Genomic DNA, 22,928 nt, shown 5'->3' on the forward strand with positions numbered 1-22,928 from the left:
GGTCAGCGTCACAACAGCGTCCGGACAGCGCCGGCGAGCAGGGTCTGCTCTGCGAGCCCGCACGCCGCTCCGGTCCTCGCCCGGGCGGCGGAAACACGGAATGAACGACACCAGCACGTCGTTCGCGCGATACCCCGCAGGGGTATGAGCGAAGGAGGAGTCATGAGCGCTCACGAGACGGCGGTGCGCGCCGTCCGGCAACGCCGGCCCGAGGCCGCGGCCGGGCACCCGCACGGAAGCCCGGCGGCAACAGTCCCACGAGCCTCCCGGCGGACGCCGCGGATGCCGCTGGCTGTCTGGGCGATGGTGATCGGCGCGTTCGCGATGGGCGCCGACGAGTTCATCGTCGCCGGCGTCGTCCGCGAGATCGCCGCGTCCTTGCACGTGACGATCGGCGCGGTGGGTCACCTGGAAAGCGCCTACGCGCTCGGCGTGGCCGTCGGGGCCCCGCTGTTCGCCGCAGTCGGCACCCGGTTCCCCCGTCGGACCATGCTGCTGGCCACCACGGGAGTCTTCCTTGCCGGCAACCTGCTGTCGGCCCTCGGACCCACCTACGGCTTGATCATGAGCGGTCGCGTCGTCTCGGCGATGGCGCACGGGGCGTTCCTCGGCATAGCCGCCGTGTACGCCGCCGAACTGGTCGACCCGGCACGTAAGGGCCGTGCCGTGGCCACCGTCTTCATGGGCCTCACCGCCTCGACCGTCCTCGGCGCGCCGATCGGTGCCGCCGTCGGCCAGACCCTGGGGTGGCGGTCCACCTTCTGGACGCTCGTGGTCTTCGGTGGGCTCGCTCTGATCGGCCTGCTGGCATTCCTTCCGTCGGCGCACCGCAGCCCGCACCCTCACGGCGACGGCGATGAGCACGCCCACGGCGCCGAGCACGCCCACGGCACCGCACGCGGCCACGGCGCTGAGCACGGCCAGGGCAGCCACGATGGGGGCGAGCACGGCCATCGTGACGCCTCCGCCGCGCACCCGGCGGCGGGCCCCGGTACGGCTGTCGACACCGACGGACTGGACGCCCACGCCCTGGCTCACCTGGGCGGTGGCGGGCACGGACCGGGCATGCGGGAGCAGCTCGTGGCGCTGCGGCGTCCGGCCGTGTGGGCGGCGTTGCTGACCACCCTGCTCGGCTACGGCGGTGTGTTCACCAGCTACGTCTACATCGCTCCGCAGTACACCGAGGTGACCGGACTCTCCAGTGGCTGGATCACCCCGTTGCTGCTGCTGTTCGGCGCCGGGCTGTTCATCGGCAACAACCTCGGTGGCCGCCTGGCCGACCGCAGGTTGATGCCGTCGGTACTGGGCACGATCGCCACCCTGGCGGCGGTGCTGTTCGCTATGACGTGGGCGATCGAGAACACGGTCACCGCGGTGATCGGGACGTTCGTCTTCGGCGTCGCGGCCTTCTCCGTCGTGGCCCCGCTCCAGCTGCGGGTGATGAACGCGGCCGGGCACGCCCCGGACGTGGCATCGGCGGCGAACATCTCCGCCTTCACCCTCGGCAGCGCACTGGGCATCTACCTGGGCGGCGCCGCCATCGACGGCGGGCTGGGGCTGGCCTCGGTGAACTGGGTCGGCGGCCTGATCAGCGCCACCGGCCTCGTCGTCGCCGTCCTCAGCTGGCTGCTCATCGACCGCCGGCAACCCCGCCTCCCCGAGGCGCACCACCACTGAACCGGACGGGGTCCCGGCCGCGCCCGGCCGGGACTCCTCCCGTCCTCGGTCCGTCCTGGCTGATGGAGCACAGGAGAACCACCTCATGCCACACGTGGTCCGCGAGCCAGGCATCCTCACGGGAACCCGGATGGCGGCCTTCCTGGCCCTCGTCCACGCGGTCAACGACATCCTGACCGCGACTCTCGGCGCGCTGCTGCCCACGCTGCAGGCGCGACTGGCTGCCGGGACGACCACGCTGGCCGCCCTGGTCGCAGCCCTCACCGTCAGTTCGTCGATCACGCAGCCGGTGTTCGGCGCGCTCGCCGACCGGCTGGGGCTACGCCGCGTCGCCGGGGCCGGGGTGGCGTTGGGTGCGGTGTCTTTCAGCCTCGTCGGTCTGGCCGGCACAGTCCCTGTGCTGCTGCTCCTGCTGGTGCTCGGCGGGCTGGGGTCGGCCGCGATCCACCCGGTGTCCACCAGCATCGTCGGTGGTCCTGCCGCCAAGAACCCCGGGCTGGCGGTGGGCCTGTTCACGGCCGGGGGCATGGCCGGCTTCGCCGCCGGCCCGGTTCTGATCCTCTACCTGGTGTCCTGGTACGGGATCGACGCGATGCCCTGGCTCATGGTGCCCGGCCTGCTCCTGTCCCTGGGCGTCATCGCGCTGCTGCCCGAGTTCGAGCCGCACGGCACCGGGCGGCTGCTCCGCTCGCTGGACCGACGCCTGTACACCGGCGTGATCCCGTGGCTGACCGCTGCGGCGACGTTGGCAGGCCTCGCCTTCGTCGCCTTCACCAGCGCGGTGCCCCTGTGGCTGGTGGACGCGCACGACCTGGCACCCGACGATCCTCTGCTGGGGTGGACGCTCGGCGCCTTCTCGCTGGGCGCCGGCCTCGGCGCCGTGGCCGGAGGAGCGCTCGCGCCTCGCTACGGCCACCGGCGGACCGCAGTCGTCTCCCTCCTGGCGGCGGCTCCGGCGCTCGTCGTCGTGCTGCTCACGCCACCCGGTGCGGTCACGATGGTGCTCGCCGGCGTCGCCGGTGCACTGCTCTACGCGAGCCAGCCGCTCCTCGTCGTCGCGGCGCAGAACGCGGCCCCGCAGAACCCCACCGCAGCCGCCGGTGTGGTGATGGGGCTCGGTAGCGGGCTCGCAGGGCTGCTCTACATCGGGGTCGGGGCGCTGCAGGGCCTGGTCGGGCTGCCAGCGGCGATGACTCTGACCTTCAGCCTCCTCGTTCCCGCTGCCGGCATCGCCGCCCGCGTCCTCCGGCCCTCGATGACGGAGGCGAGCTGAACGACGGCGCGGGTCGGTGCGTCACCTGCACGCAGGCGGAGGCGTGGGGCCACTGGCCGCCGCCGGTGCGTGGAACTGCCAGGACCACCATCTGTCGGCGGAGTTCACCCAGGACAGCTGGCAGTCGTCGGCGGTGGCGTCAGGCTCTCGGCCACGGCCGGGTGGTCACGCCGGTGACGGCTAGGCCGGGTGGCGGCCGACTCCGGTCAGCCCGCGCGGCTTGAAGACCGCCAGTGCAGTAGCGCCGGTCAGCACTGCCAGTGCGGCGGCGGCGTCGACGACCAGCTGCAGCCGCATGCCGTCGAGGTCGGCGCCGAAGGCAGCACCGGAGGAAGCAACGCCGCTGAGGTGCCCGATCGGCTGTGTGTGCAGCAGCAGCAGGGCGGTGGCGGCGACGGTGAGCACCAGCTTGATCGCCACCCACCAGTGCCGCAGGAGGCCCCACGGGGTCCCCACGGACTGCACGACGCCGGTGACCAGCGAGGCCAGGCACAGCGGCACGATCACCGCCCAGGTGACGACGTCGGCGGCGACGTAGGCGCCGCGGACCGTGGCCTGGCTCTCGGCGGCCATCCCGGCGACACCCAGGGCGGCGAACGCACCGACCGCGCCGAGCCAGCCCACCGAGGTGGTCACGTGCGCGGTGAGGGCGAGCTTGCGGACCGCAGGGCTCACCACGCCAGTGGTCCCGTCCCGGCCGCAGCCCCCGTCACGCCAGCAAGCCTGGACGCGGCTGAGCCCAGATGGCCGCCGGGCCCGCCGAGGCTGTTGCCGGTGACGTGCAGGACGACGACGAGCAGCACCACCAGCAGCACCACGACACCGAGGACCTTCACCCAGCCGGGCACGCCGGGGCCGCCGGTGCGGGGGGTGCCCTCCCGTGTCGGGTTCGGGTCGACGGGCGGTTCGGCCATGACGGGTTCCTCTCCAGGTGCACCGGCCTGGTGCCGGATCGAGACAACTTGTCTACACCGCGACAGAGGGTCTCGCACATATGCTGAGCCACGTGCCGAAGTTGTGGACGGACACGGTCGCCGATCATCGGCGCGCGGTCCGCGACGCCGTGCTGGACGCGACCGCGGCGCTGGTCGCCGAGCAGGGGCTGGCCTCGGTCGCGATGACGCAGGTCGCCGACCGGGCCGGCATCGGCCGCGCCACGCTGTACAAGTACTTCCCCGACCTGGAGTCGGTGCTGGCCGCCTGGCACGAGCGGCAGGTCGCGGGGCACCTCGCCCAGCTCACCGCCGCCCGCGACCGGGCCGGCACCGCACTCGACCGGCTGGCGGCGGTCCTCCATGCGTATGCCTGGCTGAGTCGCGGGCACGACGGCTCCCAGCTGGCGGCGGCGTTGCACCGTGGAGCGCACGCCGACGCGGCTCGCCGCCGGCTGCACGACTTCGTGCGGGAACTGGTCGCCGAGGCCGCGCGCGACGGACGGGTGCGCACCGACGTCCCGCCGGACGAGCTGGCCGACTACGTCACCGCCGCCCTGTCCGCGGCCGGCGCCGCCGAGGACGCTGCGGTGGCGCGGCTGGTCGCCGTCACCCTCGACGGGCTCCGAGCCGCCCGCTGAGGGACCGCCAGGGGTGCCCGCCCGTTCAGCTCTCGGATCGGTGCCCTACGCCTCCTCGTCGGCGACCGGTGCGCGGCTGAGCTCGACCAGCTGGCGCAGGCAGTGCTCGCGCAGCGGCTCGGGAAAGCCGTCGGCGAGCCGGTAGTAGACGACGCGGCCCTGCTTTCGGCGGCTGACCAGACCGGCGCCGCGCAGGACGCGCAGCCCGTAGCCGGCCTGGTCCTCCGTCACCTCCAGCGCGAGAGCGAGATCTCCGACGCACAACTCCTGCGCGACGTCGAGGGCGTACAGCAGCCGCGCGCGGACCGGATCGGCCAGCAGGCCCAGCAGCGAGGTCATCCGCTCGGCGTCGGCCGCGGTCGGCAGCCGGGCACGGGCGGACGCGACCCGGTCGGGGTCGACCGGGTGATCGTGGCTGGTCTCGCTCACACGCCCGTTGTACCCGGCACCGACATCGGAACAGTGGCGAGTGTCTGCCACACACCCGTACGGGTATGCGGACGTTGCCGGCTGCCGTCCCGGTGGCAACGAGCCGCCAGGCGCCGGCCCGAAGGGAGTTCCCATGACAGTCGCCGCCCAGATGCTCGACGCCTACCCGAAGGACCTCGGCGGGGTGGACAAGGACAAGCTGCGCACCTGCATCGAGGCGTGCTTCGAGTGCGCGCAGGCGTGCAGCGCGTGCGCCGATGCCTGTCTGAGCGAGGACATGGTCGCCGATCTGACCACGTGCATCCGGACCAACCTCGACTGCGCCGACGTCTGCGACACCACCGGGCGGGTGCTGAGCCGCCACACCGGATACGACGCGAACCTCACCCGGGCCGTGCTGGAGGCCTGCGCGGCGGCATGCCGGGCCTGCGGCGACGAGTGCGAGCAGCACGCCGGGATGCACGAGCACTGCCGGGTGTGCGCCGAGGCGTGCCGGCGGTGCGAGACCGCTTGCCGGGAGCTGCTCGGCTCCCTGGGCTGACCGATCGCGCCGCGACCTCGTCCCACCGCTTGGCGAAGCGGGCCGCGGCCTCGGGTGGGTCAGCCGATCGGCACATCGGTGAACGTGCGACCGCCGTCGACCGACTCCAGCACGCCCTCGGCGGTCACCACGGCGATCCGCAGCCCGCGGCCGGTCGCGGCCACGGCCACGGCCTGCGGCGGGAACCCCAACCGGCACCTCTCCTGCCAGCTGGTGGCGGCGTCGGTGGTGGTCCACAGGCTGCCACCCGGATCGACCCCGACCGCGGTACTACCGCCGCCGGTCCAGGTGACCACCTGCAGCAGCGGCGCACCGTCGACGGCAACCCAGGCCGCACCCCCGTCGACCGAGCGGGGATCTGCAGCTGCTGCCACGCCTGGCCGTCAGGACTGCTGGCCAGCGCCCCGTCGTAGCCGAGCACCCCGGCGTCGCTGATCGCGAGGGCGTGGAAGTCCGACTCCCCCTGCGGGACACCGGCGTCCAGGTGCCCCCGCCGTCGGTGGACCCGATGAGCCCGACTGGTTGGGGGCAGGTCGACGTGCAGCCGCGGGGGCCCGAGGCCAGATGGGGGCCGGGGCCGGCGCCGGCGACGGTGAAGCCCATGAGGTCGATCACCGGGCCCACCGGAGTCAGTGCGCCGCCGTGGACCCGGAGCAGGCCGTGATGGGTCGAAGGCGCAGCCGGCGACTTCCGGTCTTGGCAGGCTCGGCGGGGAAGGGTCCATGCCTCGAGGACCTACGCGTCGAAGACGTGGGTGGGGGGATGTCGCCCGGCCGCGCAGGCATCGCGCCGTTGGTACTCGGCCGAACGTGCCCAGCCGGCTCGGTGCTCAATCGCCCGCACGCATCACCGGGTGTGCGCGCCACCCCGGGTACGAATGCTGGAGTCGTTGTCCCGACCCCGGATCCCCCCATCCGTTCGCTCGTGCACCGGTGAGGGAAGGACAGGGGCATGCCGAACCGTCTCGCCGGTGCGACGAGCCCGTATCTCCTGCAGCACGCGGACAACCCCGTCGACTGGTGGGAGTGGGGACCGGAGGCGTTCGCCGAAGCTCGTCGGTTGGACAAGCCGCTGCTGATCTCCGTCGGCTACGCGGCCTGCCACTGGTGCCACGTGATGGCGCACGAGTCGTTCGAGGACGAGGCGACGGCGGCTGCCATGAACGAGTCGTTCGTGTGCGTGAAGGTCGACCGCGAGGAGCGCCCCGACGTCGACAGCGTGTACATGACCGCGACCCAGGCGATGACCGGGCGCGGCGGGTGGCCGATGACGGTCTTCACCACGCCCGACGGCAAGCCGTTCTACTGCGGCACGTACTTCCCGCCCCGCCCCGCGCACGGCATGCCCGCGTTCCGCCAGGTGCTGGCCGCCGTCGCCGACGCGTGGGCCAACCGCCGATCCGAGCTGGAGTCGGCCGGCGCGCGGATCGTGGGCGCGATCTCCTCCCGGCTGGACCTGGGCGCGCCCGCACCGCTGTCGGCCGAGGTCCTCGACGCCGCCGTCCGCTCGCTCGCCGAGTCCTACGACGAAACCGCGGCGGGCTTCGGGGGCGCCCCGAAGTTCCCGCCGTCCATGGTGCTGGAGTTCCTGCTCCGCAACCACGCCCGCACCGGCGACCCCGAGGCCCTGCGCATGGCGCGCGGCACCCTCGAGGCGATGGCGCGCGGCGGCATCTACGACCAGCTCGCCGGCGGCTTCGCGCGGTACGCCGTCGACGCCCGGTGGGTGGTTCCGCACTTCGAGAAGATGCTCTACGACAACGCCCTGCTGCTGCGGGTCTACCTCCACCTCTGGCGGGCCACGGGCGAGGAGTGGGCGCGCCGCGTCGCGGACGAGACGGCCGGCTTCCTGATCCGCGACCTGGGTACCGCCGAGGGCGGCTTCGCCTCCGCGCTGGACGCCGACACCGAGGGCGTCGAGGGGCTGACCTACGTTTGGACCCCCGGCCAGCTGATCGAGGTCCTCGGTCCCGAGGACGGACGCTGGGCGGCCGGCCAGTTCGAGGTCACCGACCGGGGCACCTTCGAGCACGGGACGTCGACGTTGCAGTGGCTGCACGATTCCGGCGACCCGGCCCGGCTGGCCTCGGTGAAGGAGCGGCTGCGCGCGGCGCGGGCCCGGCGACCGCAGCCCGCCCGGGACGACAAGGTCGTCACCGCCTGGAACGGCCTGACCATCGCGGCGCTGGCCGAGCACGGGGTCCTGACGGGTGCGGAGGAGTCGGTGACCGCCGCCCGACGCGCCGCCGACCTCCTGGCCGCGACGCACTGGGTCGACGGCCGGCTGCGCCGGGCCTCCCGGAACGGGGTCGCCGGCCGGTACGCGGGTGTCCTCGAGGACTACGGCGATCTGGCCGAGGGACTGCTGGCGCTGCACCAGGCGACCGGTGAAGGGCGGTGGCTCGACCTCTCCGGCGACCTGCTCGACGTCGTCGCGGAGCAGTTCATCGACGTCGAGGGCTGGCACGACACCGCCGCCGACGCCGAGGCGCTCGTCCACCGCCCGTTCGACCCCACCGACGGCCCCACCCCCGCGGGCGTGGCGGCGGTCGCCGGAGCGGCGGTGGGGTACGGCGCCCTGGCCGGCTCGCCGCGGCACCGCGAACTGGGGGAGGCCGCCCTCGCCTCGCTCACCCGGCTGGTGGAGCAGGCGCCGCGGGCCGCCGGATGGGCGGCCGCGGTGGGCGAGGCGTTGCTGGCCGGCCCGCTGGAGGTGGCGGTCAGCGGACCGGCCGGGCCCGCACGCGACGCCCTTGCGGCCGCGGCACGGGCGTCCACGAGCCCGGGCGCCGTGGTCGTCGTCGGCGAGCCGGACACCCCCGGCGTCCCCCTGCTGGCCGACCGGCCCGCCGTGGACGGGCGTCCGGCGGCCTACGTCTGCCGGGGCTTCGTCTGCTCCGCCCCGGTCACCGACGTGTCCGCTCTGAGCGCAGCGATGAGCCCTTCCTGACCAGCCGCTCCGCTTCTACCGTGTAAGCGTGTAATCAATGCGGACCGCGGGAGGTCGCCATGCACGCTCACCGATTCGCCGACGCCGCCTTCGGAGCGGCTTTCGGTCCCGGATTCCGCCGCGGACGCGGCCGAGGACCCGGTGGGCGGGGTGGTGACGCACCGCCACCGGTGGAGCGGGCCGAGGTCGCCGGCTGGTTCGCCGGGCGGCTGCCGGACGGGTGGTTCACCGGACCGGTCGAGCTGACCATCGACCGGGACGAGATCACCGTCGTGGGCTCGCTGCCCGAGCCGGACGCCGGCGAGGGCGACCCGGCCGCGGCACGAGCCGGCCGGATCTCCCGGTTTCGGGAGGACACCCGCCCGCAGCGGATGGCGATCGCCGACGCCGCCCAGGAGCGCTACGGCCGATCGGTGGCCTGGGGTGCGTCCTGCGGCGACCAGCGCGAGCTGTTCACCACGCTGTCGGTGCCGGTGATGACCCGCCTGCGGCAGCCGGAGCGGCTCGTCCTGGACACCCTCGTCGACGCCGGCGTCGCCCGGTCGCGGTCGGAGGCCCTGGCGTGGGCGGTGCGGCTGGTCGGCCGGAACGCCGAGCAGTGGCTGAGCGAGCTGCGGGACGCCATGGCGGCGGTCGAGGAGGTCCGCGGGCGGGGGCCGCGGTGACCGACCCTCCTGCCCCCGCCCCTCGCCCGTTCGGTGCGGGCCCCTGCAGCAGGGCCCTGTCTGCGAGGCTGCGGACGTGTCCGAGCCGCTCGGCCTGCTGACCACCGCCTACCGCGACCTGTCCGAGGTCCTGTCGTCGCTGCGCGTGGAGGAGGGCTGGGAGCCGACCGGCTGCGCCGGCTGGACCCCGGTCGACCTCGGGTTCCACCTCCTCAGCGACGCCCGGCGGGCCCTCGTGGCGCTCAACAGTCCGGCCACGGGCCTGGCCGACACCGACGCCGTCTCCTACTGGACGGCGTGGCAGCCACCGGCGCCCGGCGACGAGGAGGAGCTCTGGAGCACCCGCGTCGCCGCCTCCGTGCACGGCGGACTCGCTGGCATCGCCGGCCGCTACGCCGAGACGTCCGCGGCGGTGCTCGTGGCGGCCGCGCGGGTCGCCTCGTCCGACCTGGTGGCCACCCAGGGCCGGGTGCTCACCGTGGCCGACCTCCTCTCCACGCTCACCGTCGAGGCCGCCGTGCACCATCTGGACCTGGTGCTGCGGCTGCACCGTCCGGGCCCCGCCGCAGCCCCGCTCGCCGAGGTGCGGCGGGTGCTGGAGGGGCTGCTGGGCGGGCCGCTCCCGGCCGGCTGGGACGACGTCACGGCCGCCCGGCGCGGGACCGGGCGGGAGCCCCTGACCGCCGGCGACCGGGCCGAGCTGGGGAACGACGCGGCCGCCTTCCCCCTGTTCGGCTGAGAACGGCGCCGCGACCCTCCGGATCGCACCGCGGCCAGGAGCCGTCCCCGACGTGGGACGTGCCCGCGCCGCCGCTCGTCGGGAACCCTCCGGGCCCCGCTCCTCCCGGCCAGGGAGACTGGACCCCGTGCCAGCGAGTGCCGTCCCTGTAGCGACCGACGTCCTCGTGGTCGGAGCGGGGCCTGCCGGCTCCGCGGCCGCGGCCTGGGCGGCCCGCTCGAGGCGCGACGTCGTCCTCGCCGACGCGGCCGTCTTCCCCCGCGACAAGACGTGCGGCGACGGGCTGACCCCCCGGGCGATCGCGGAGCTCGACCTCCTCGGCCTCGGCGACTGGGTGCGCGGGCACGCCCGCAACCGCGGCCTGCGGGCCGCCGGTTTCGGGCAGCAGTGGGAGCTGCCCTGGCCCGGCGGCGACTTCCCCGACCACGGCAGCGCGGTGCCGCGCACCGAGCTCGACGCCCGCATCCGGCAGGTGGCGCTCGACTCGGGCGCGATCGCGGTCGACGGGGCCCGCGCGGTCGACGTCGAGCGGGACGGGGACCGGGTGAGCGGCGTGGTGTTCGAGCTGGACGACGGCGAGCGGAGAACGGTCGCCTGCCGGCGGCTCGTCGTCGCCGACGGGGTGCGATCGCCGCTGGGCCGGGTGCTCGGCCGGGTCTGGCACCGGGACACCGCCTACGGCGTGGCGGCCCGCAGCTACGTCCGCTCGGGCCGCAGCGACGACGAGTGGATCTCCTCGCACCTCGAGCTGCGCGGCACCGAGGGAGAGCTGCTCTCCGGGTACGGCTGGGTGTTCCCCCTCGGCGCCGCCGCCGGCGAGGTGAACCTGGGCGTCGGCACCCTGGCCACCGCGCGCCGCCCGGCCGGGGTCCGGCTCAAGGCTCTGCTGGAGGTCTACGCCGCGGCGCGCCAGGACGAGTGGCGGCTCGACGGACCGGTGCGCGACGTCGCCTCCGCGCTGCTGCCGATGGGCGGCGCCGTCTCCGGCGTCGCCGGCCGGAACTGGGCACTGATCGGGGACGCCGCCGGCTGCGTGAACCCGCTCAACGGGGAGGGCATCGACTACGGGCTGGAGACGGGGCGCACCATCGCCGGGCTGCTGGAGGAGGACGACTGGTCGGCCGCGTGGCCGGCGACCCTGCGCCGGCACTACGGCGAGGCCTTCTCCATCGCCCGCCGGCTGGCCGGGCTGCTCACCGTGCCCCGTTTCCTGCCGGCGGCCGGTCCCGTCGGCATGCGGTCCCGGGCGCTGATGACCGTGGCGCTGCGGGTGATGGGCAACCTGGTCACCGAGGCCGACCGGGACGCCGTCGCGAGGGCGTGGCGCACGGCCGGCCGGCTGTCGGTGCGGCTCGACGACCGCCCTCCGTTCCCGGCACCCGACCTCCGCACCGCCTGACCCCGCTTTCTGTACCGAAAGCTGCGGTGACCGGTGCCGCTTTCTGTACCGGAGGCTGCGGTCAGCTCAGGAAGGGGGAGTTGTAGACGGCGAAGTAGACGGCGATGTAGTGGCAGATGGCGGCCACGACCGTCATCGCGTGGAAGACCTCGTGATAGCCGAAGGTGCCGGGCCAGGGGTTCGGCCGCTTGACCGCGTAGGTGACCCCGCCGAAGGTGTACAGCAGACCGCCCACCGCCAGCAGCACCATCGAGGTGACGCCGGCGATGTGCAGGATGTCGGTCAGCACGAAGACGGCGACCCAGCCCAGCCCGATGTAGAGCGGCACACCCACCCAGCGAGGGGCGGTGGGCCAGCTCAGCTTGAGCACCACGCCGGCCAGCGCTCCGGCCCACACCCCGGCGAGCACCCAGTAGCCGGTCGGCTGGTCGACGGCCAGGAGGGAGAAGGGCGTGTAGGTGCCGGCGATGAACAGGAAGATCATCGAGTGGTCGAGACGCTTCATGATCTTCCAGCCGCGCGGTGACCAGCGGCGGCGGTGGTACAGCGCGCTGGTGCCGAACAGGCCGCAGATCGTCAGGCAGTAGACGGCGACCGAGAAGCCGGCGCGGGCGCCCTCCACCGATGCCAGCGGGATGAGCACCGCACCGGCCACGACGGCGGCGAAGAAGGCGAAGAGGTGCAGCCAGCCGCGCATGCGGGGGCGGGTGTCGGGATGCTCCCAGTCCCGGTCGCGGAAATCCGTGGCGGTCCAGGCGCGCTCGACCTGCTCGCCCTCCTCGAGGACGGCGGCCACCGCCTGGCCCGCCGGGGCTTCGATCTCGGCGCGGTCGGCCCGCACCCGCACCTGTTCACGCTCGTCGGGGGCAAGACTCATGCTTCGAGGTTACGAACCCGTAGGGAGGTCGTCATCCGCAACCACCTGTGACCTCCCCGGAGGCCGACGGGCCTTCGCAGCGCCACCTCACCCGGTACCCGGCCCGCCCGGCAGCCGGGGCCTAGGGTGACCCCGTGGCGGTGCGTCGGCAGGTGCGGGACGCGATCGTGCAGATCTACGAACGGCGGCTCGCCCGCGCGCTGGAGGGCGCCGACGTCCCCCGGCACGTCGGCGTGATCATGGACGGCAACCGGCGGTGGGCGCGGTCGATCGGCCTGGAGGACGTCGCGCACGGGCACCGCCGGGGGGCGGACAAGATCGTCGACCTGCTGGGCTGGTGCGACGACGCCGGTGTCTCCGTCGTCACGCTGTTCATGCTCTCCACCGACAACCTCAGCCGTCCGGAGGCCGAGCTGCGGACGCTCCTGCAGATCATCGAGGACGTCGCCGTCGACCTGTCCCGCCCCGGCCGGCCCTGGCAGGTGCGGGCGATGGGCGCCCCCGAGGTGCTGCCGCCGGAGACCGTCGCCGTCCTCAAGCAGGCGGAGGAGGACACGCGCGACCGTCCGGGCGCGACGGTGAACCTGGCTGTCGGCTACGGCGGGAGGCAGGAGATCGCCGACGCCGTCCGGTCGCTCCTGGCCGAGCACGCCGCACGCGGCACCACGTTCGAAGAGCTCGTGGAGTCGCTCGAGGTGGAGCACATCGCCGAGCACCTCTACACCCGTGGCCAGCCCGATCCGGACCTGGTGATCCGCACCAGCGGGGAGCAGCGGCTGTCCGGGTTCCTCCTCTGGCAGACGGCGAACACCGAGTTCCACTTCACCGACGTCTACTGGCCGGAGTTCCGGCGGGTCGACTTCCTGCGCGCCCTGCGCGACTACTCCGCGCGGCACCGCCGGTTCGGAAGCTGACCCGGCCGGTTCCCGGGCTCCCGGCGACGGCTGCGAAACTGCGCGTCATGGCGGCCCTCCCTCTCGACCTGCCCCTCGAGTACGTACGGCTGGGGCTGCGGTTCGACCGCCTGGAGTCCGGCTTCGTCGACGCCTACACCGGTGATCCGCGGTTGCGCGCCCAGGTGGCCGACGAGCCGGCGCCCACGCCGTCGGCACTGCGGGACCAGGCGCGGACCCTGCTGGGGGAGCTGGACGCTGCCGGCCTGGCGGCCGACCGGACCGAGTACCTGCGCGGGCAGCTCACCGGCCTCGAGTGCAGTGCCCGGAAGATGAGCGGGGAGCCGGTCGGGTTCGTCGACGAGGTGGCCGCCTACTTCCAGGTCGACGTCGTCCTCGGGGACCCGGCACGGTACGCCGCCGCGCACGCCGAGCTCGACGCCCTGCTGCCCGGCGACGGCACGCTCGCCGAGCGGTACGCCGCGCACCGCACCCGGGAAGAGTGCCCGCCCGCGCGGCTGGAATCGGCGGTGCACGCGCTGTCGAGCGCGCTGCGGGACCGGGTCCGGGGCCAGTACGGCCTGCCCGAGGTGGAGACGGTGCAGTACGAGGTGGTCACCGACAAGCCGTGGTCGGGGTTCAACTACTACGAGGGCGACTACCGCTCCCGCGTGGCCATCAACGCCGATCTCCCGCACCGGCTCTCGCAGCTGCCGCACCTGGTGGCGCACGAGTCCTACCCGGGCCACCACACCGAGCACTGCCGCAAGGAACGCGGCCTGGTGGAGCGGGCCGACCGGATGGAGCACACGGTCTTCCTGGTGAACACCCCGGAGTGCCTGATGGCCGAGGGCCTGGCCGATCTCGGCGTGCAGGTCTCGATCGGAGACGGGTGGGGACCGTGGGCCGAGGAGATCCTCGCCGATCTGGGCCTGCGGTTCGACGGGCACCTCGCCGAGCGGGTGGCCGCGGCCGCGGCGCCGCTGAATCGCGTCCGCCAGGACGCCGCCGTCCTCCTGCACGACCGCGGTGCCGATGCCCACGAGGTGAGCGCCTACCTGCAGCGCTGGTCGCTGGTGAGCGCCGAGCGCGCAGCCCAGCAGATCCGCTTCCTCACCCATCCGCTCTGGCGCGCGTACACCTCCACCTACGTCGAGGGCTTCGACCTCCTGTCCCGCTGGCTGGCCGCGCGGCCCGCGGAGCAGTCGGTCGCCGACCGCTTCGTGCGTCTCCTCGACGAGCCACTGACCCCGCGGGCGGTCGCCGCCGAACTCCGGGCCGCCTGACCCATGAGCCGGCACGATCCGCAGGAGGCCCGCACGCTGGGACTTTGGACGGCGGCGTGGCTGGGCGGCCTGCTCCTCGCCGGGGTGCTGCGGCTGGGCGACCTGTCCCTGCAGTGGCCGGTGCTGCTGGTCCCGGTCCTGTGGGCGCTCGTGGCGCTGCGCCCCCGGGGCGGACGGCGGCGTCGAGGCAGCGACCCGCGCGACGACCTCGGCCACCGCACCGACACGGTCGAGCGGCCCGCGCTGCGCCCCCCCGACTGGCCCGACCGCCGGCGCTGAGCCGTCGCGGTCCACCCTGCGGAGCGCCGCGACGACGGTGCCGCGGGCCGTGCACGGGTGGGGTACGGCGTCCGATGGTTCCGCCGGCCCGGCCGGGAGGTGGCTGCGCACCGTTGGTGCGGTTGTGGCTCGCGGTACCCCGTCGGGTGAACTTCGGGTTGCACGGCGTGGTGTGACCGCGCAGTTGTCGGTGGCCGGGCCTAGCGTCCGCGGTGGACGGCGAGCTGCCCTCGACGTCCACGGGAGGCCCGGTTGGTGCTGACGTACACGTCGACCAGGGGGGCCGGAACCCGGCCTCTGCGCCGGGGCCCGGCCACCTTCGAGCGGGGGCGCGCCGTGCGCCCCACGGGAGTCGACTCGTGACCATTCGCCGCACGTACGTCCTCGACACCTCCGTCCTGCTCTCGGACCCGGGCGCCCTGATGCGTTTCGGTGACTCCGACGTGGTGCTCCCGCTCGTGGTGATCGGGGAGCTGGAGGACAAGCGCAACCACCCCGAGCTGGGCTGGTTCGCCCGGCAGGCGCTGCGCATGCTCGACGACCTGCGGGTGGCGCACGGCCGGCTGGACGCGCCGGTGCCGATCGGCGAGGACGGCGGCACGCTGCACGTCGAGCTGAACCACAGCGACCCGTCGGTGCTGCCGCTGGGCTTCCGCAACGACAGCAACGACAGCCGGATCATGGTGGTGGCGCTGAACCTCCGCTCCGAGGGCCGCGACGTCTGCCTGATCACCAAGGACGTCCCGCTGCGCGTCAAGGCGGCCGCCGTCGGCCTGGACACCGACGAGTACCGCGTCCTGGACGCCGTCGACGCCGGCTTCACCGGGATGGCGGAGCTCGCGCTCGACGACGCCGAGCTCGGCGAGCTGTACGACACCGGGGAGACGTTCGTCCCGGCAGCGGCCGAGCTGCCTCCGCACACCGGGCTGGTGCTGCTGTCCTCCCGTGGGTCGGCGCTGGGGCGGGTCACGCCCGACAAGCAGGTGCGGCTGGTACGAGGCGACCGGGAGGCCTTCGGCCTGCACGGCCGCTCCGCCGAGCAGCGCATCGCCCTCGACCTGCTCCTGGACCCCGAGATCGGGATCGTGTCGCTCGGCGGACGCGCCGGCACCGGCAAGTCGGCGCTGGCCCTGTGCGCGGGCCTGGAGTCGGTGATGGAGCGCCGCGCGCACAAGAAGGTCGTCATCTTCCGCCCGCTCTACGCCGTCGGTGGCCAGGAGCTCGGCTACCTGCCCGGGAGCGAGAACGAGAAGATGTCGCCCTGGGGTCAGGCGGTCTACGACACCCTGGGCGCGCTGGTGTCCCCGGCCGTCATCGACGAGATCGACTCCCGCGGGCTCATCGAGGTGCTGCCGCTCACCCACATCCGCGGTCGCTCGCTGCACGACTCGTTCGTGATCGTCGACGAGGCGCAGTCCCTCGAGCGCGGCGTGCTCCTCACCGTGCTGTCCCGGCTGGGCGCGGGGTCGCGCGTGGTGCTCACGCACGACGTCGCGCAGCGCGACAACCTCCGGGTGGGCCGGCACGACGGCATCACGGCGGTGATCGAGGCGCTCAAGGGTCACCCGCTCTTCGCCCACGTCACCCTCACCCGCTCCGAGCGCTCGCCGATCGCCGCGCTGGTCACCGAGATGCTCGAGGACCTCCCCCGCTGACCCCGCATGGGCGCCTGCTCCTGCGGTGTTCCGGTCGTTCCTGCGGCCGTGCAACGCCGCAGGGGCGGGCAGGACACCGCAAGAGCGCTGTCAGCGGCGGCTGCCGGCGAACGCCCGTCGCAGCCGTCCCCCGATGACGGCACCGTCCTGCAGGTCGTCCCACGTCCACCGCACCACCCGCCACTGCAGGTCTCGCAGCTCGTCCTCGCGCAGTTTCTCGGCGAAGACGACGTCCCGGGGCTCCTGGCCGGGCCGGACAAGGCGGCCGTACTTCACCCTGCCGTCGAACTCGCCCAGCGTCCGGTGCTCGCGCCAGCCGAAGTCGCAGCGACCGACCAGCGACCGGTCCGGGCGGAGAACCCTCACCTGCAGGTCGGGTCGGGGCAGGCCCAGCCGGTGCATCAGGACGCGGCTCCGGCTCTCGCCGACGCTCCCGCTCAACCCGTCGGCGAAGGCGAGTGCCCGCGCCGCGCGGCGGGTGCCCGGCACCGGCCCCATGGCCTCGAGGCACTTCGTCAGGCCCGAGGCCGTCGTCCGTCGCGACGCGAGCGCTCCGTCGGCGGTGACCACCGCTGCCTCGAAGGACTCGCACCGGGCGACGTCGACGACGGTGCGGGTGACGTCGGTGGTCAGCACGCCCTGCACCCACGTCACCTGGTCGTCGGGCACCTGTGCCACGTGCAGATGCACCCGGGCGCTACCGCTGCCGGCTGCAGGAGGACGACGCAGCACGTGCACCCGGTCGAGCCGGACCCCCCACAACGGCTGACCGTGCAGTGCGGCGGCCGAGGTGTGGCTCACGATTGCCGGGGTCCGCAGCGCGGCGACCGTGGCGACGACGCTCAGCCAGTGGCGTGCCGCCCGATCGGTCGGCAGCTCCGCGGCATCGCGCACGTAGGCGCCGCGTCGCACTCGCAGGAGCTCCCGTCGTCGGACCATCCTGGCCAGTTCGGCATCCGAGAAGCCCTCGGCGAGCGCGTCGACGCGGCGGAGCAGGGCGGGGGAGGGGACGTCGGATTCCGTCACGGAGCGACCCTGCCCTACCGCCGTCGCTCCTCGCCGTGCTCGGCGGAACCTGTGGACAACGCTCCGCCTCGTTGCGGCCCTGCCCTCACTTCCGCGGCGGTGCAACGGCGCAGGAGCGAGGAAGGAACCGCAGGAGGGTCGCATCCTCGGAACGGTCAGAGAGCGGGAGGGCCGCCGTCCGTGGATCCGGCCGGCTCAGGCGCGGCCTTCGTGCGCGGCCTGCGCTCCGGTGCGGCGGACGACGGTGGCGTACTCGCCAGCCGGAGCACCGCCACCACGGCCCAGCCGGCGCCCAGGCACCAGAGGACCCGCGTCATCATCTCCTCGGTCGACAGGTCTCCCCGGAGCCCGAGCGCCAGCACGGGCAGGGCCAGCACGAACCCGACGAGGAGAACGTCCCAGCGCAGGGGGCTCATGTCGGGGTGCTCTCCAGCCGCTCGCAGAGGAGCGAGGCCCACCGGTGCGGCGTCGCCGGGACGCCGTCGAGGAGGGCCACGGGCGCGTTCACCCGGCGGAGCACCGCGGCGGGATCCGCGCTGAGGTCGGTGTCCTGCACGATCAGCGCGTCGACGCGGGGCAGCCCGGCGATCCAGGGCTCGAGGTCCTCGGGCTTGCGGGTGGCCTCGACGACGGCCCACACCGCGACCGGGGACCAGACGGTCATCATCTGCGCCATCCAGTAGGCATCGGTCCGTAGCGGCGCGTCGACCGCCACGATCGTCACCGTCCCCGCGGAGACGGACTCCTGACGGCGGTCGATCGCCGCGTCCACGGTCGTCACCCGGCTGCCCTTGGGCGCCAGCCCGGCCAGGTCACCGCGGGTCGCCCACTGCACACGATCGGGGTCCAGGCGGAGGGAGGCGGCCAGCGACCGGCCGGCACGGAGCGCGTCGACCCCGGGGCCGACCACGAACACGGCCTCGCCGGCGCCGCTCGGCACCTCGGGCGCCTTGGGCAGGCGCAGCGCCAGGCGGCGGGTGAGCGCCGCGTAGGTGCCGCGCTCGGCGACGTCGTCGGCGAAGGTGCTGTCGAGCAGCTCGGCGGGAATTCCCAGGAGCTCGAGCCGGGCAGCGACGTCCGCTGGGGCCACGTCCACCGGGGCCACGTCCACCGGGGCCACGTCCACCGGAGCCGACTCCGGCTCGACGGCTGCGGGTGCCTCGGGCATCTCCGGGGCGGCCATGAGCGGTGCCACGGGCAACCGGGTCACCGTCGCCAGCGAGCGGGTGGCCGGAGCGGCGGCCGGTGCCTCGACGACGGGCGCCGGGGCCTGAGCGTCCGCTGCGTCCACGAGCGCCTCGTCCGGCCGCTTCGTGCTGCCCGTCTCCGGCGCGGTGTCGGCCGGAACCGACGGACGGGCCGGCGGGCGGGGGGAGGGGGTGCGGCGGGGGGCGGCCGGGGGCACCGGCGGACGCCCACGCCCACGGGACGACGGCAGCGGCGGCAGCAGCGACAGCGGCGGCATGACGGTGGTCACGTCCAGCGACATCATCGGCGCGGGGTCGCTCGCAGTGCGGGCCAGCAGAGGGGCCAGCTCGGCGACTCCTGCCTCCGCGACGACGGCCGCGACGGGCTCCTCGGCTGCCTGCACCTCGACGTCCTCGCCGGCCTGCTGCCGGACCTCGAGCGCCTCGTCGGCGCGGCTGTCGACGCTCGGGGTCGCGACCTCGGCCGTCGCCGTGAACAGCGGCCCGGCCTCGACGGTGTCGGCCTCGACGACCCCGGTGTGCTGGGCCTCGACGGGCTCGCTCAGGACCGTCCCGGCCACTGCGGTCTCGGGCACGGGCGACCCGGCGGCCGGCTCCTCGACGGCTGCGGTCGCGGCGACGACGTCCGTGGTGGTGGCCGTCGCGGACGGCGGGAAGAGCGGCGCGGGGACCGTCTCCTTCAGCACCACCTCGGCCCAGATGGGGGCGTCGCTCTCGACCGGCGCGCTGGTGGCGGAGACGGGGTCACCCCACAGGGTCGCCGACGGCGACGGCGTGGCCCACATCTGCTCCGCCGGGGTGGTCGCGGACGCGGGGCTCACGTCCCCGACGGCGGGGATGAACTCCTCGACGGCGGACGCAGCCGGTGCGGCGAGGAGGGGCGTGCCGGCAGTGTGCGCCTCGGCCGCCGAGGCCGGTGCGGGGAACGGCGTGGCGGCCGGCTCGGACGGCACCACGAACACCGGCTCGGCGGGAACGGTGAACACCGGCTCGACGGCGGCCGGCTCGGACGGCACCACGAACACCGGCTCGGCGGGAACGGCGAGCACCGGCTCGACGGCGGCAGGCTCGACGGGAACGGGCTCGACGGGGACGGGCTCGACGGCGGCAGGCTCGACGGCGGCGGGCTCGACGGCGGCGGACTCGGCGGGGAGCGCGACGGCGCGCTCGGCAGGAACGGCGAACCCCGGCTCCGTGGGCACGGGTCGGGCGGCAACCGGTTCGGCGGGGACCGCGAACACCGGCTCCGACGGCACGCCGGTCTCCGGCTCGGTCAGTGCCGCCTGCGGTGACGCGCCGGCCAGGACCTTGCGCAGGATGCCGGCGAGCGCCTCGTCCGAGTGCCCCTGGGCCAGGGCACCGCGCAGCAGGTCGGCGATCGCCTCCTCGCGGGCGGAGACCGAGCCCGCGGCGGCCTCGGGTTCGGCCGCCCACGGGGGCACCTCGACCGGTCGATCCGTCGTGGAGGGCGGCGCGACGACCTGATCTCCCACCGTTTCCTCCTCCTGGCGCGCCGGCGACGGCGGCACCGCTGTGTCTGCTGGTCGGGTGGGCTCGGACCGGGCCGGCCGGGGCTCGGCGTCCTCGCCGGGAGGCGTCACCGCAGGCTGGGCGAGGGCCTCCTGCACGGCCTGCTGCACGTCCTGGTCCCCGGCGACCATCCGCGCGAGGGCGGCGGTGAACGGGGACGGGGCGGCCGGAACGGGGTCCCCACCGCGCAGGAGCGGGCCGGGCTCGTCCGCGACGTCGGCCGCCGGCCCGTCGGCACGGCTCACGGTGCCCGTGCGCGGGAAGGAGGCGCGCGGGAACGTGGCCCGGGAGTAGGCCGGGCCGGACGGCTCCGACTGGTGGGCGGACAGCAGTCCCACGAGCTCGCTGACCCGCTCGTCGTCGGCACGCTGGGGGGCCGGCGCGGCCTTCCGCACCGGTGCCTCGGTCCGGGTGGGAGTCGCGGTCCGGCCCGGAGCCGTGGGCGCTGACGTGGCCGAGCCCGCGGGGCGGGCCGCGGCGGCGGTGCGCGCCGCGCGCGCGGCCGCGGCCGCAGCCCGCACCTGCGGGGGGATCTCGTCGGTCGACCGCGCCGCTGCCTCCGCGGCCCAGGCGGCCGCGCCGTTGCGGGCGGGGGCGGCGGTACGCGCGCGGGCCGGGGCGGCCGAGGCCAGCGGCGAGGAGAAGTCGGGCGCGTCGTCGTCGGTGCGGGAGCGCCCCGGGACGGCCGGCAGGGCCGGCGTGTCGGCGCCGGCCTCGGCCACCTCCGCCACATAGCGCTCGGTCGCGAAGAACCCGAGCACGCCGCCGGAGCGCACCCGGCGCACCCCGACGACGCGGGCCTGGGGACCGAACTGCTCGCGCGCGGCCGCGATCGCGTCGTCGCGCGAGGCGGCCTCAACGGATCGCAACGGCACCGCTCACAACTCCCAGCGACTCGATCTGCGCTGTCCGGGAGACCTCGGCGTAGGAGATCACCGGAAGCCGGGGGAGGACCTGGCGCATCAGGCGCGCGAGAGCGGCGCGCACCTGCGGCGAGCACACCAGGACGGGGGACAGGCCGGAGCGCTCGGCCTCCTCGAGCAGACCGCTGCACCCGTGCACGAGGGCGTCGATGCCGGCGGCGTCCAGCGCCAGGACCAGGCCCGCGTCGCTCTGCCGGATGGACTCGAGGAGGCGCTGCTCGAAGCCCGGCTCGAGGGTGAGGACGTGCAGGCGCTCGTCGGGCGTCACGTACGGGTGACTGATCGCCGAGCCGAGCGCCGCCCGTGCCGCCTCGACGAGGCCGTCGAGATCGGTGGACGTCTTTGCACGCACAGAGAGTGCCTCGAAGATGCGGACCAGGTCTCGGATCGACACACCCTCTTCGAGCAACGCGTGCAACACGCGTTGCACCTCTCCCAGGGTGAGCAGGGTGGGGGTCAGTTCCTCGACGACGATGGGGTGCGTCCGACGGACCATCTCCACCAGGAGGCGGACGTCCTCGCGGCCGAGCAGGTCGGCGGCGTTCTGCCGGACCACCTCCGCCAGATGGGTGGTGATGACCGACGACCGGTCGACGACGGTCGCGCCCGCCATCTCCGCCTGCCGCTGCAGCTCGACCGGCACCCACTTCGCGGCCAGGCCGAACACCGGCTCGCGGGTTGCCTTGCCGGGGATCCCCTCCAGGTTGTCGCCGATGGCGAGGATCGTGCCCGCGGGGGAGATGCCCTTCGCCGCCGGCACGCCGTTGAGCCAGATGACGTACTGGGAGCCCGGCAGGTCGAGGTTGTCCCGCGTACGGACCAGCGGGATGACCAGACCGGTGTCCATGGCGACCTTGCGGCGCAGCGCCTTGACCCGGTCGAGGAGGTCGCCGCCCCGGGCCGGGTCGACGAGGTCGACCAGGTCGAAGGCGACCTCCAGCTCGAGCGGGTCGACCCGCATCTTCTCGGCGATCGCCTCGGGGGAGTCGGGCCTGAGCTCCTCGTCGGCGGCGGCCGCGGCGGCCTCGGCGTCCTCGTCGACCTCCGGCGCCTCGGACATCCGCGAGGCCATGATCAGGAAGCCGCCGCCGATGACGAGGAACGGCAGCTTGGGCAGGCCGGGGATGAGGCAGATGGCGATGGCCGCGCCGCCGGCGATCCGCATCGGCTGCTTGAAGCGACCGAGCTGCGCGAGCAGGTCGGTGCCCATGTCGCCCTCGGTGGCCGAGCGCGTGACGATGATGCCGGTCGCGGTGGACATCAGCAGGGCCGGGATCATCGAGACCAGGCCGTCGCCCACGGTCAGCAGCGAGAACGTGGAGACGGCCTCGCCGGGCGCCATGCCCCGCTGCATGACCCCGATCGCGAAGCCGCCGATCAGGTTGACCAGCGTCACGACGATGCCGGCGATCGCGTCGCCCTTGACGAACTTCGACGCACCGTCCATCGAGCCGTAGAAGTCGGCCTCGGCGGTGACCTCGTGGCGGCGCTTGCGGGCCTGAGCCTCGTTGATCAGGCCGGCGTTGAGGTCCGCGTCGATCGCCATCTGCTTGCCCGGCATCGCATCGAGGGTGAAGCGGGCGCCGACCTCGGCGACGCGGCCGGCACCGTTGGTGATCACCACGAACTGGACGATGGTGAGGATCAGGAAGATCACCAGACCGACGACCAGCGAGCCGCCGATGACGAAGTGCCCGAAGGCCTCGATGACCTTCCCGGCGTAGCCGTCGGTGAGGACCAGCCGGGTGGAGGAGACGTTCAGCGACAGCCGGAACAGCGTCGCCACCAGGAGGAGCGAGGGGAAGACGGCGAAGTCCAGCGGCTTCTTGATCTGCATCGCGACCAGCAGGATCAGCAGCGAGATCGTGATGTTCAGGCCGAGCAGCAGGTCCAGCAGCGCGGCCGGCAGCGGCACGACCAGCATGAGGACGATCGAGACCACGCCGATGGGCACGGCGGCCTTGCCCAGCCCCTTCACGCGCCCGCCCCCGGGACGCTGGACAGAC

21 protein-coding genes are annotated in these 22,928 nt (G+C 74.3%); 12 read left to right on the plus strand and 9 right to left on the minus strand.

Annotated features, from left to right (window positions below; all coding sequences use genetic code 11):
* Positions 1-162: 162 nt before the first annotated feature.
* Positions 163-1,677: an MFS transporter gene (locus ACFSHS_RS09970; protein WP_376874686.1), complete on the plus strand. Its 1,515-nt coding sequence runs from the start codon at positions 163-165 to the stop codon at positions 1,675-1,677.
* Between the two features lie 85 nt (positions 1,678-1,762).
* Positions 1,763-2,950, plus strand: coding sequence for an MFS transporter (locus tag ACFSHS_RS09975; protein ID WP_376874689.1), 1,188 nt, complete (start codon positions 1,763-1,765; stop codon positions 2,948-2,950).
* A gap of 180 nt (positions 2,951-3,130) precedes the next feature.
* On the opposite strand, the gene ACFSHS_RS09980 is transcribed toward ACFSHS_RS09975, so the two are convergent.
* Together ACFSHS_RS09980 and ACFSHS_RS09985 are read right to left on the minus strand one after the other, a co-directional pair.
* Positions 3,131-3,628 carry a hypothetical protein gene (locus ACFSHS_RS09980; RefSeq protein WP_376874692.1) on the minus strand — a complete coding sequence of 166 codons (498 nt, stop codon included), beginning with the start codon at positions 3,626-3,628 and terminating at the stop codon, positions 3,131-3,133.
* On the minus strand, positions 3,622-3,864 hold the full coding sequence (locus tag ACFSHS_RS09985) for a hypothetical protein (RefSeq protein WP_376874695.1): 243 nt from the start codon (positions 3,862-3,864) through the stop codon (positions 3,622-3,624). Before ACFSHS_RS09985 ends, ACFSHS_RS09980 begins: the two co-directional genes overlap by 7 nt.
* A 92-nt stretch (positions 3,865-3,956) precedes the next feature.
* Here ACFSHS_RS09985 and ACFSHS_RS09990 point away from each other — a divergent pair, with 92 nt between their 5' ends.
* On the plus strand, positions 3,957-4,523 hold the full coding sequence (locus tag ACFSHS_RS09990; RefSeq protein WP_376874698.1) for a TetR/AcrR family transcriptional regulator: 567 nt from the start codon (positions 3,957-3,959) through the stop codon (positions 4,521-4,523).
* A 45-nt stretch (positions 4,524-4,568) separates the two neighbouring features.
* Here the strand turns inward: ACFSHS_RS09990 and ACFSHS_RS09995 are convergent, their stop codons facing one another.
* Positions 4,569-4,952, minus strand: a complete 384-nt coding sequence (locus ACFSHS_RS09995) for an ArsR/SmtB family transcription factor (RefSeq protein WP_376874701.1) — start codon at positions 4,950-4,952, stop codon at positions 4,569-4,571.
* 133 nt (positions 4,953-5,085) lie between these two features.
* Between ACFSHS_RS09995 and ACFSHS_RS10000 the strand changes: the two genes are divergently transcribed.
* Entirely contained in the window at positions 5,086-5,493 is a 408-nt protein-coding gene (locus ACFSHS_RS10000) for a four-helix bundle copper-binding protein (protein WP_376874704.1), read from the plus strand.
* A gap of 59 nt (positions 5,494-5,552) precedes the next feature.
* Here ACFSHS_RS10000 and ACFSHS_RS10005 read toward each other — a convergent pair whose 3' ends face one another.
* The gene (locus ACFSHS_RS10005) at positions 5,553-5,867 is read right to left on the minus strand and encodes a beta propeller repeat protein (protein WP_376874707.1); all 315 of its coding nucleotides are present in this window, start codon (positions 5,865-5,867) and stop codon (positions 5,553-5,555) included.
* 577 nt (positions 5,868-6,444) lie between these two features.
* Here ACFSHS_RS10005 and ACFSHS_RS10010 point away from each other — a divergent pair.
* The 4 genes from ACFSHS_RS10010 to ACFSHS_RS10025 all read left to right on the plus strand — a co-directional run bounded on the left by ACFSHS_RS10010 (position 6,445) and on the right by ACFSHS_RS10025 (position 11,245).
* Positions 6,445-8,442, plus strand: coding sequence for a thioredoxin domain-containing protein (locus ACFSHS_RS10010; protein ID WP_376874710.1), 1,998 nt, complete (start codon positions 6,445-6,447; stop codon positions 8,440-8,442).
* Between the two features lie 59 nt (positions 8,443-8,501).
* Complete coding sequence (locus tag ACFSHS_RS10015) at positions 8,502-9,107, plus strand: hypothetical protein (RefSeq protein ID WP_376874713.1); 606 nt, start codon at positions 8,502-8,504, stop codon at positions 9,105-9,107.
* Positions 9,108-9,183: 76 nt separating this feature from the next.
* On the plus strand, positions 9,184-9,846 hold the full coding sequence (locus ACFSHS_RS10020) for a maleylpyruvate isomerase N-terminal domain-containing protein (protein ID WP_376874716.1): 663 nt from the start codon (positions 9,184-9,186) through the stop codon (positions 9,844-9,846).
* Positions 9,847-9,973: 127 nt separating this feature from the next.
* Positions 9,974-11,245, plus strand: a complete 1,272-nt coding sequence (locus tag ACFSHS_RS10025) for a geranylgeranyl reductase family protein (protein WP_376874719.1) — start codon at positions 9,974-9,976, stop codon at positions 11,243-11,245.
* A 61-nt stretch (positions 11,246-11,306) separates the two neighbouring features.
* On the opposite strand, the gene trhA is transcribed toward ACFSHS_RS10025, so the two are convergent.
* Positions 11,307-12,122 carry a PAQR family membrane homeostasis protein TrhA gene (trhA, locus tag ACFSHS_RS10030; protein ID WP_376874722.1) on the minus strand — a complete coding sequence of 272 codons (816 nt, stop codon included), beginning with the start codon at positions 12,120-12,122 and terminating at the stop codon, positions 11,307-11,309.
* A gap of 134 nt (positions 12,123-12,256) precedes the next feature.
* Between trhA and ACFSHS_RS10035 the strand changes: the two genes are divergently transcribed.
* The 4 genes from ACFSHS_RS10035 to ACFSHS_RS10050 all read left to right on the plus strand — a co-directional run bounded on the left by ACFSHS_RS10035 (position 12,257) and on the right by ACFSHS_RS10050 (position 16,235).
* On the plus strand, positions 12,257-13,036 hold the full coding sequence (locus ACFSHS_RS10035) for an isoprenyl transferase (RefSeq protein ID WP_376874725.1): 780 nt from the start codon (positions 12,257-12,259) through the stop codon (positions 13,034-13,036).
* Positions 13,037-13,083: 47 nt separating this feature from the next.
* The gene (locus tag ACFSHS_RS10040) at positions 13,084-14,301 is read left to right on the plus strand and encodes a DUF885 domain-containing protein (RefSeq protein WP_376874728.1); all 1,218 of its coding nucleotides are present in this window, start codon (positions 13,084-13,086) and stop codon (positions 14,299-14,301) included.
* Positions 14,302-14,304: 3 nt separating this feature from the next.
* Positions 14,305-14,580 carry a hypothetical protein gene (locus ACFSHS_RS10045; protein WP_376874731.1) on the plus strand — a complete coding sequence of 92 codons (276 nt, stop codon included), beginning with the start codon at positions 14,305-14,307 and terminating at the stop codon, positions 14,578-14,580.
* Positions 14,581-14,939: 359 nt separating this feature from the next.
* Positions 14,940-16,235 carry a PhoH family protein gene (locus ACFSHS_RS10050; RefSeq protein WP_376874734.1) on the plus strand — a complete coding sequence of 432 codons (1,296 nt, stop codon included), beginning with the start codon at positions 14,940-14,942 and terminating at the stop codon, positions 16,233-16,235.
* 90 nt (positions 16,236-16,325) lie between these two features.
* Here ACFSHS_RS10050 and ACFSHS_RS10055 read toward each other — a convergent pair whose 3' ends face one another.
* The 4 genes from ACFSHS_RS10055 to flhA form a co-directional block, all read right to left on the minus strand.
* Positions 16,326-17,261 (minus strand): hypothetical protein, encoded by a 936-nt coding sequence (locus tag ACFSHS_RS10055; protein WP_376874737.1) that lies wholly within the window; start codon positions 17,259-17,261, stop codon positions 16,326-16,328.
* A gap of 155 nt (positions 17,262-17,416) precedes the next feature.
* The gene (locus ACFSHS_RS10060) at positions 17,417-17,677 is read right to left on the minus strand and encodes a hypothetical protein (RefSeq protein WP_376874740.1); all 261 of its coding nucleotides are present in this window, start codon (positions 17,675-17,677) and stop codon (positions 17,417-17,419) included.
* Positions 17,674-20,874, minus strand: a complete 3,201-nt coding sequence (locus ACFSHS_RS10065; RefSeq protein ID WP_376874743.1) for a hypothetical protein — start codon at positions 20,872-20,874, stop codon at positions 17,674-17,676. The genes ACFSHS_RS10060 and ACFSHS_RS10065 overlap by 4 nt, the downstream gene beginning before the upstream one ends.
* Positions 20,855-22,900, minus strand: coding sequence for a flagellar biosynthesis protein FlhA (flhA, locus tag ACFSHS_RS10070; protein WP_376874746.1), 2,046 nt, complete (start codon positions 22,898-22,900; stop codon positions 20,855-20,857). Before flhA ends, ACFSHS_RS10065 begins: the two co-directional genes overlap by 20 nt.
* Between the last annotated feature and the right edge of the window lie 28 nt (positions 22,901-22,928).

Origin of the sequence: Blastococcus deserti, assembly GCF_042682525.1 — a bacterium.
GTDB classification, from domain to species: domain Bacteria; phylum Actinomycetota; class Actinomycetes; order Mycobacteriales; family Geodermatophilaceae; genus Blastococcus_B; species Blastococcus_B deserti.

Bases quoted from the DNA above. Each gene is read 5' to 3' on its own strand.
- ACFSHS_RS10045 (WP_376874731.1), top strand. From the start codon at position 14,305: ATGAGCCGGCACGATCCGCAGGAGGCCCGCACGCTGGGACTTTGGACG.
- ACFSHS_RS10040 (WP_376874728.1), top strand. From the start codon at position 13,084: ATGGCGGCCCTCCCTCTCGACCTGCCCCTCGAGTACGTACGGCTGGGG.
- trhA (WP_376874722.1), bottom strand. From the start codon at position 12,122: ATGAGTCTTGCCCCCGACGAGCGTGAACAGGTGCGGGTGCGGGCCGAC.
- ACFSHS_RS10060 (WP_376874740.1), bottom strand. From the start codon at position 17,677: ATGAGCCCCCTGCGCTGGGACGTTCTCCTCGTCGGGTTCGTGCTGGCC.
- ACFSHS_RS09970 (WP_376874686.1), top strand. From the start codon at position 163: ATGAGCGCTCACGAGACGGCGGTGCGCGCCGTCCGGCAACGCCGGCCC.
- ACFSHS_RS09985 (WP_376874695.1), bottom strand. From the start codon at position 3,864: ATGGCCGAACCGCCCGTCGACCCGAACCCGACACGGGAGGGCACCCCC.
- ACFSHS_RS10010 (WP_376874710.1), top strand. From the start codon at position 6,445: ATGCCGAACCGTCTCGCCGGTGCGACGAGCCCGTATCTCCTGCAGCAC.
- ACFSHS_RS10000 (WP_376874704.1), top strand. From the start codon at position 5,086: ATGACAGTCGCCGCCCAGATGCTCGACGCCTACCCGAAGGACCTCGGC.
- ACFSHS_RS09975 (WP_376874689.1), top strand. From the start codon at position 1,763: ATGCCACACGTGGTCCGCGAGCCAGGCATCCTCACGGGAACCCGGATG.
- ACFSHS_RS10015 (WP_376874713.1), top strand. From the start codon at position 8,502: ATGCACGCTCACCGATTCGCCGACGCCGCCTTCGGAGCGGCTTTCGGT.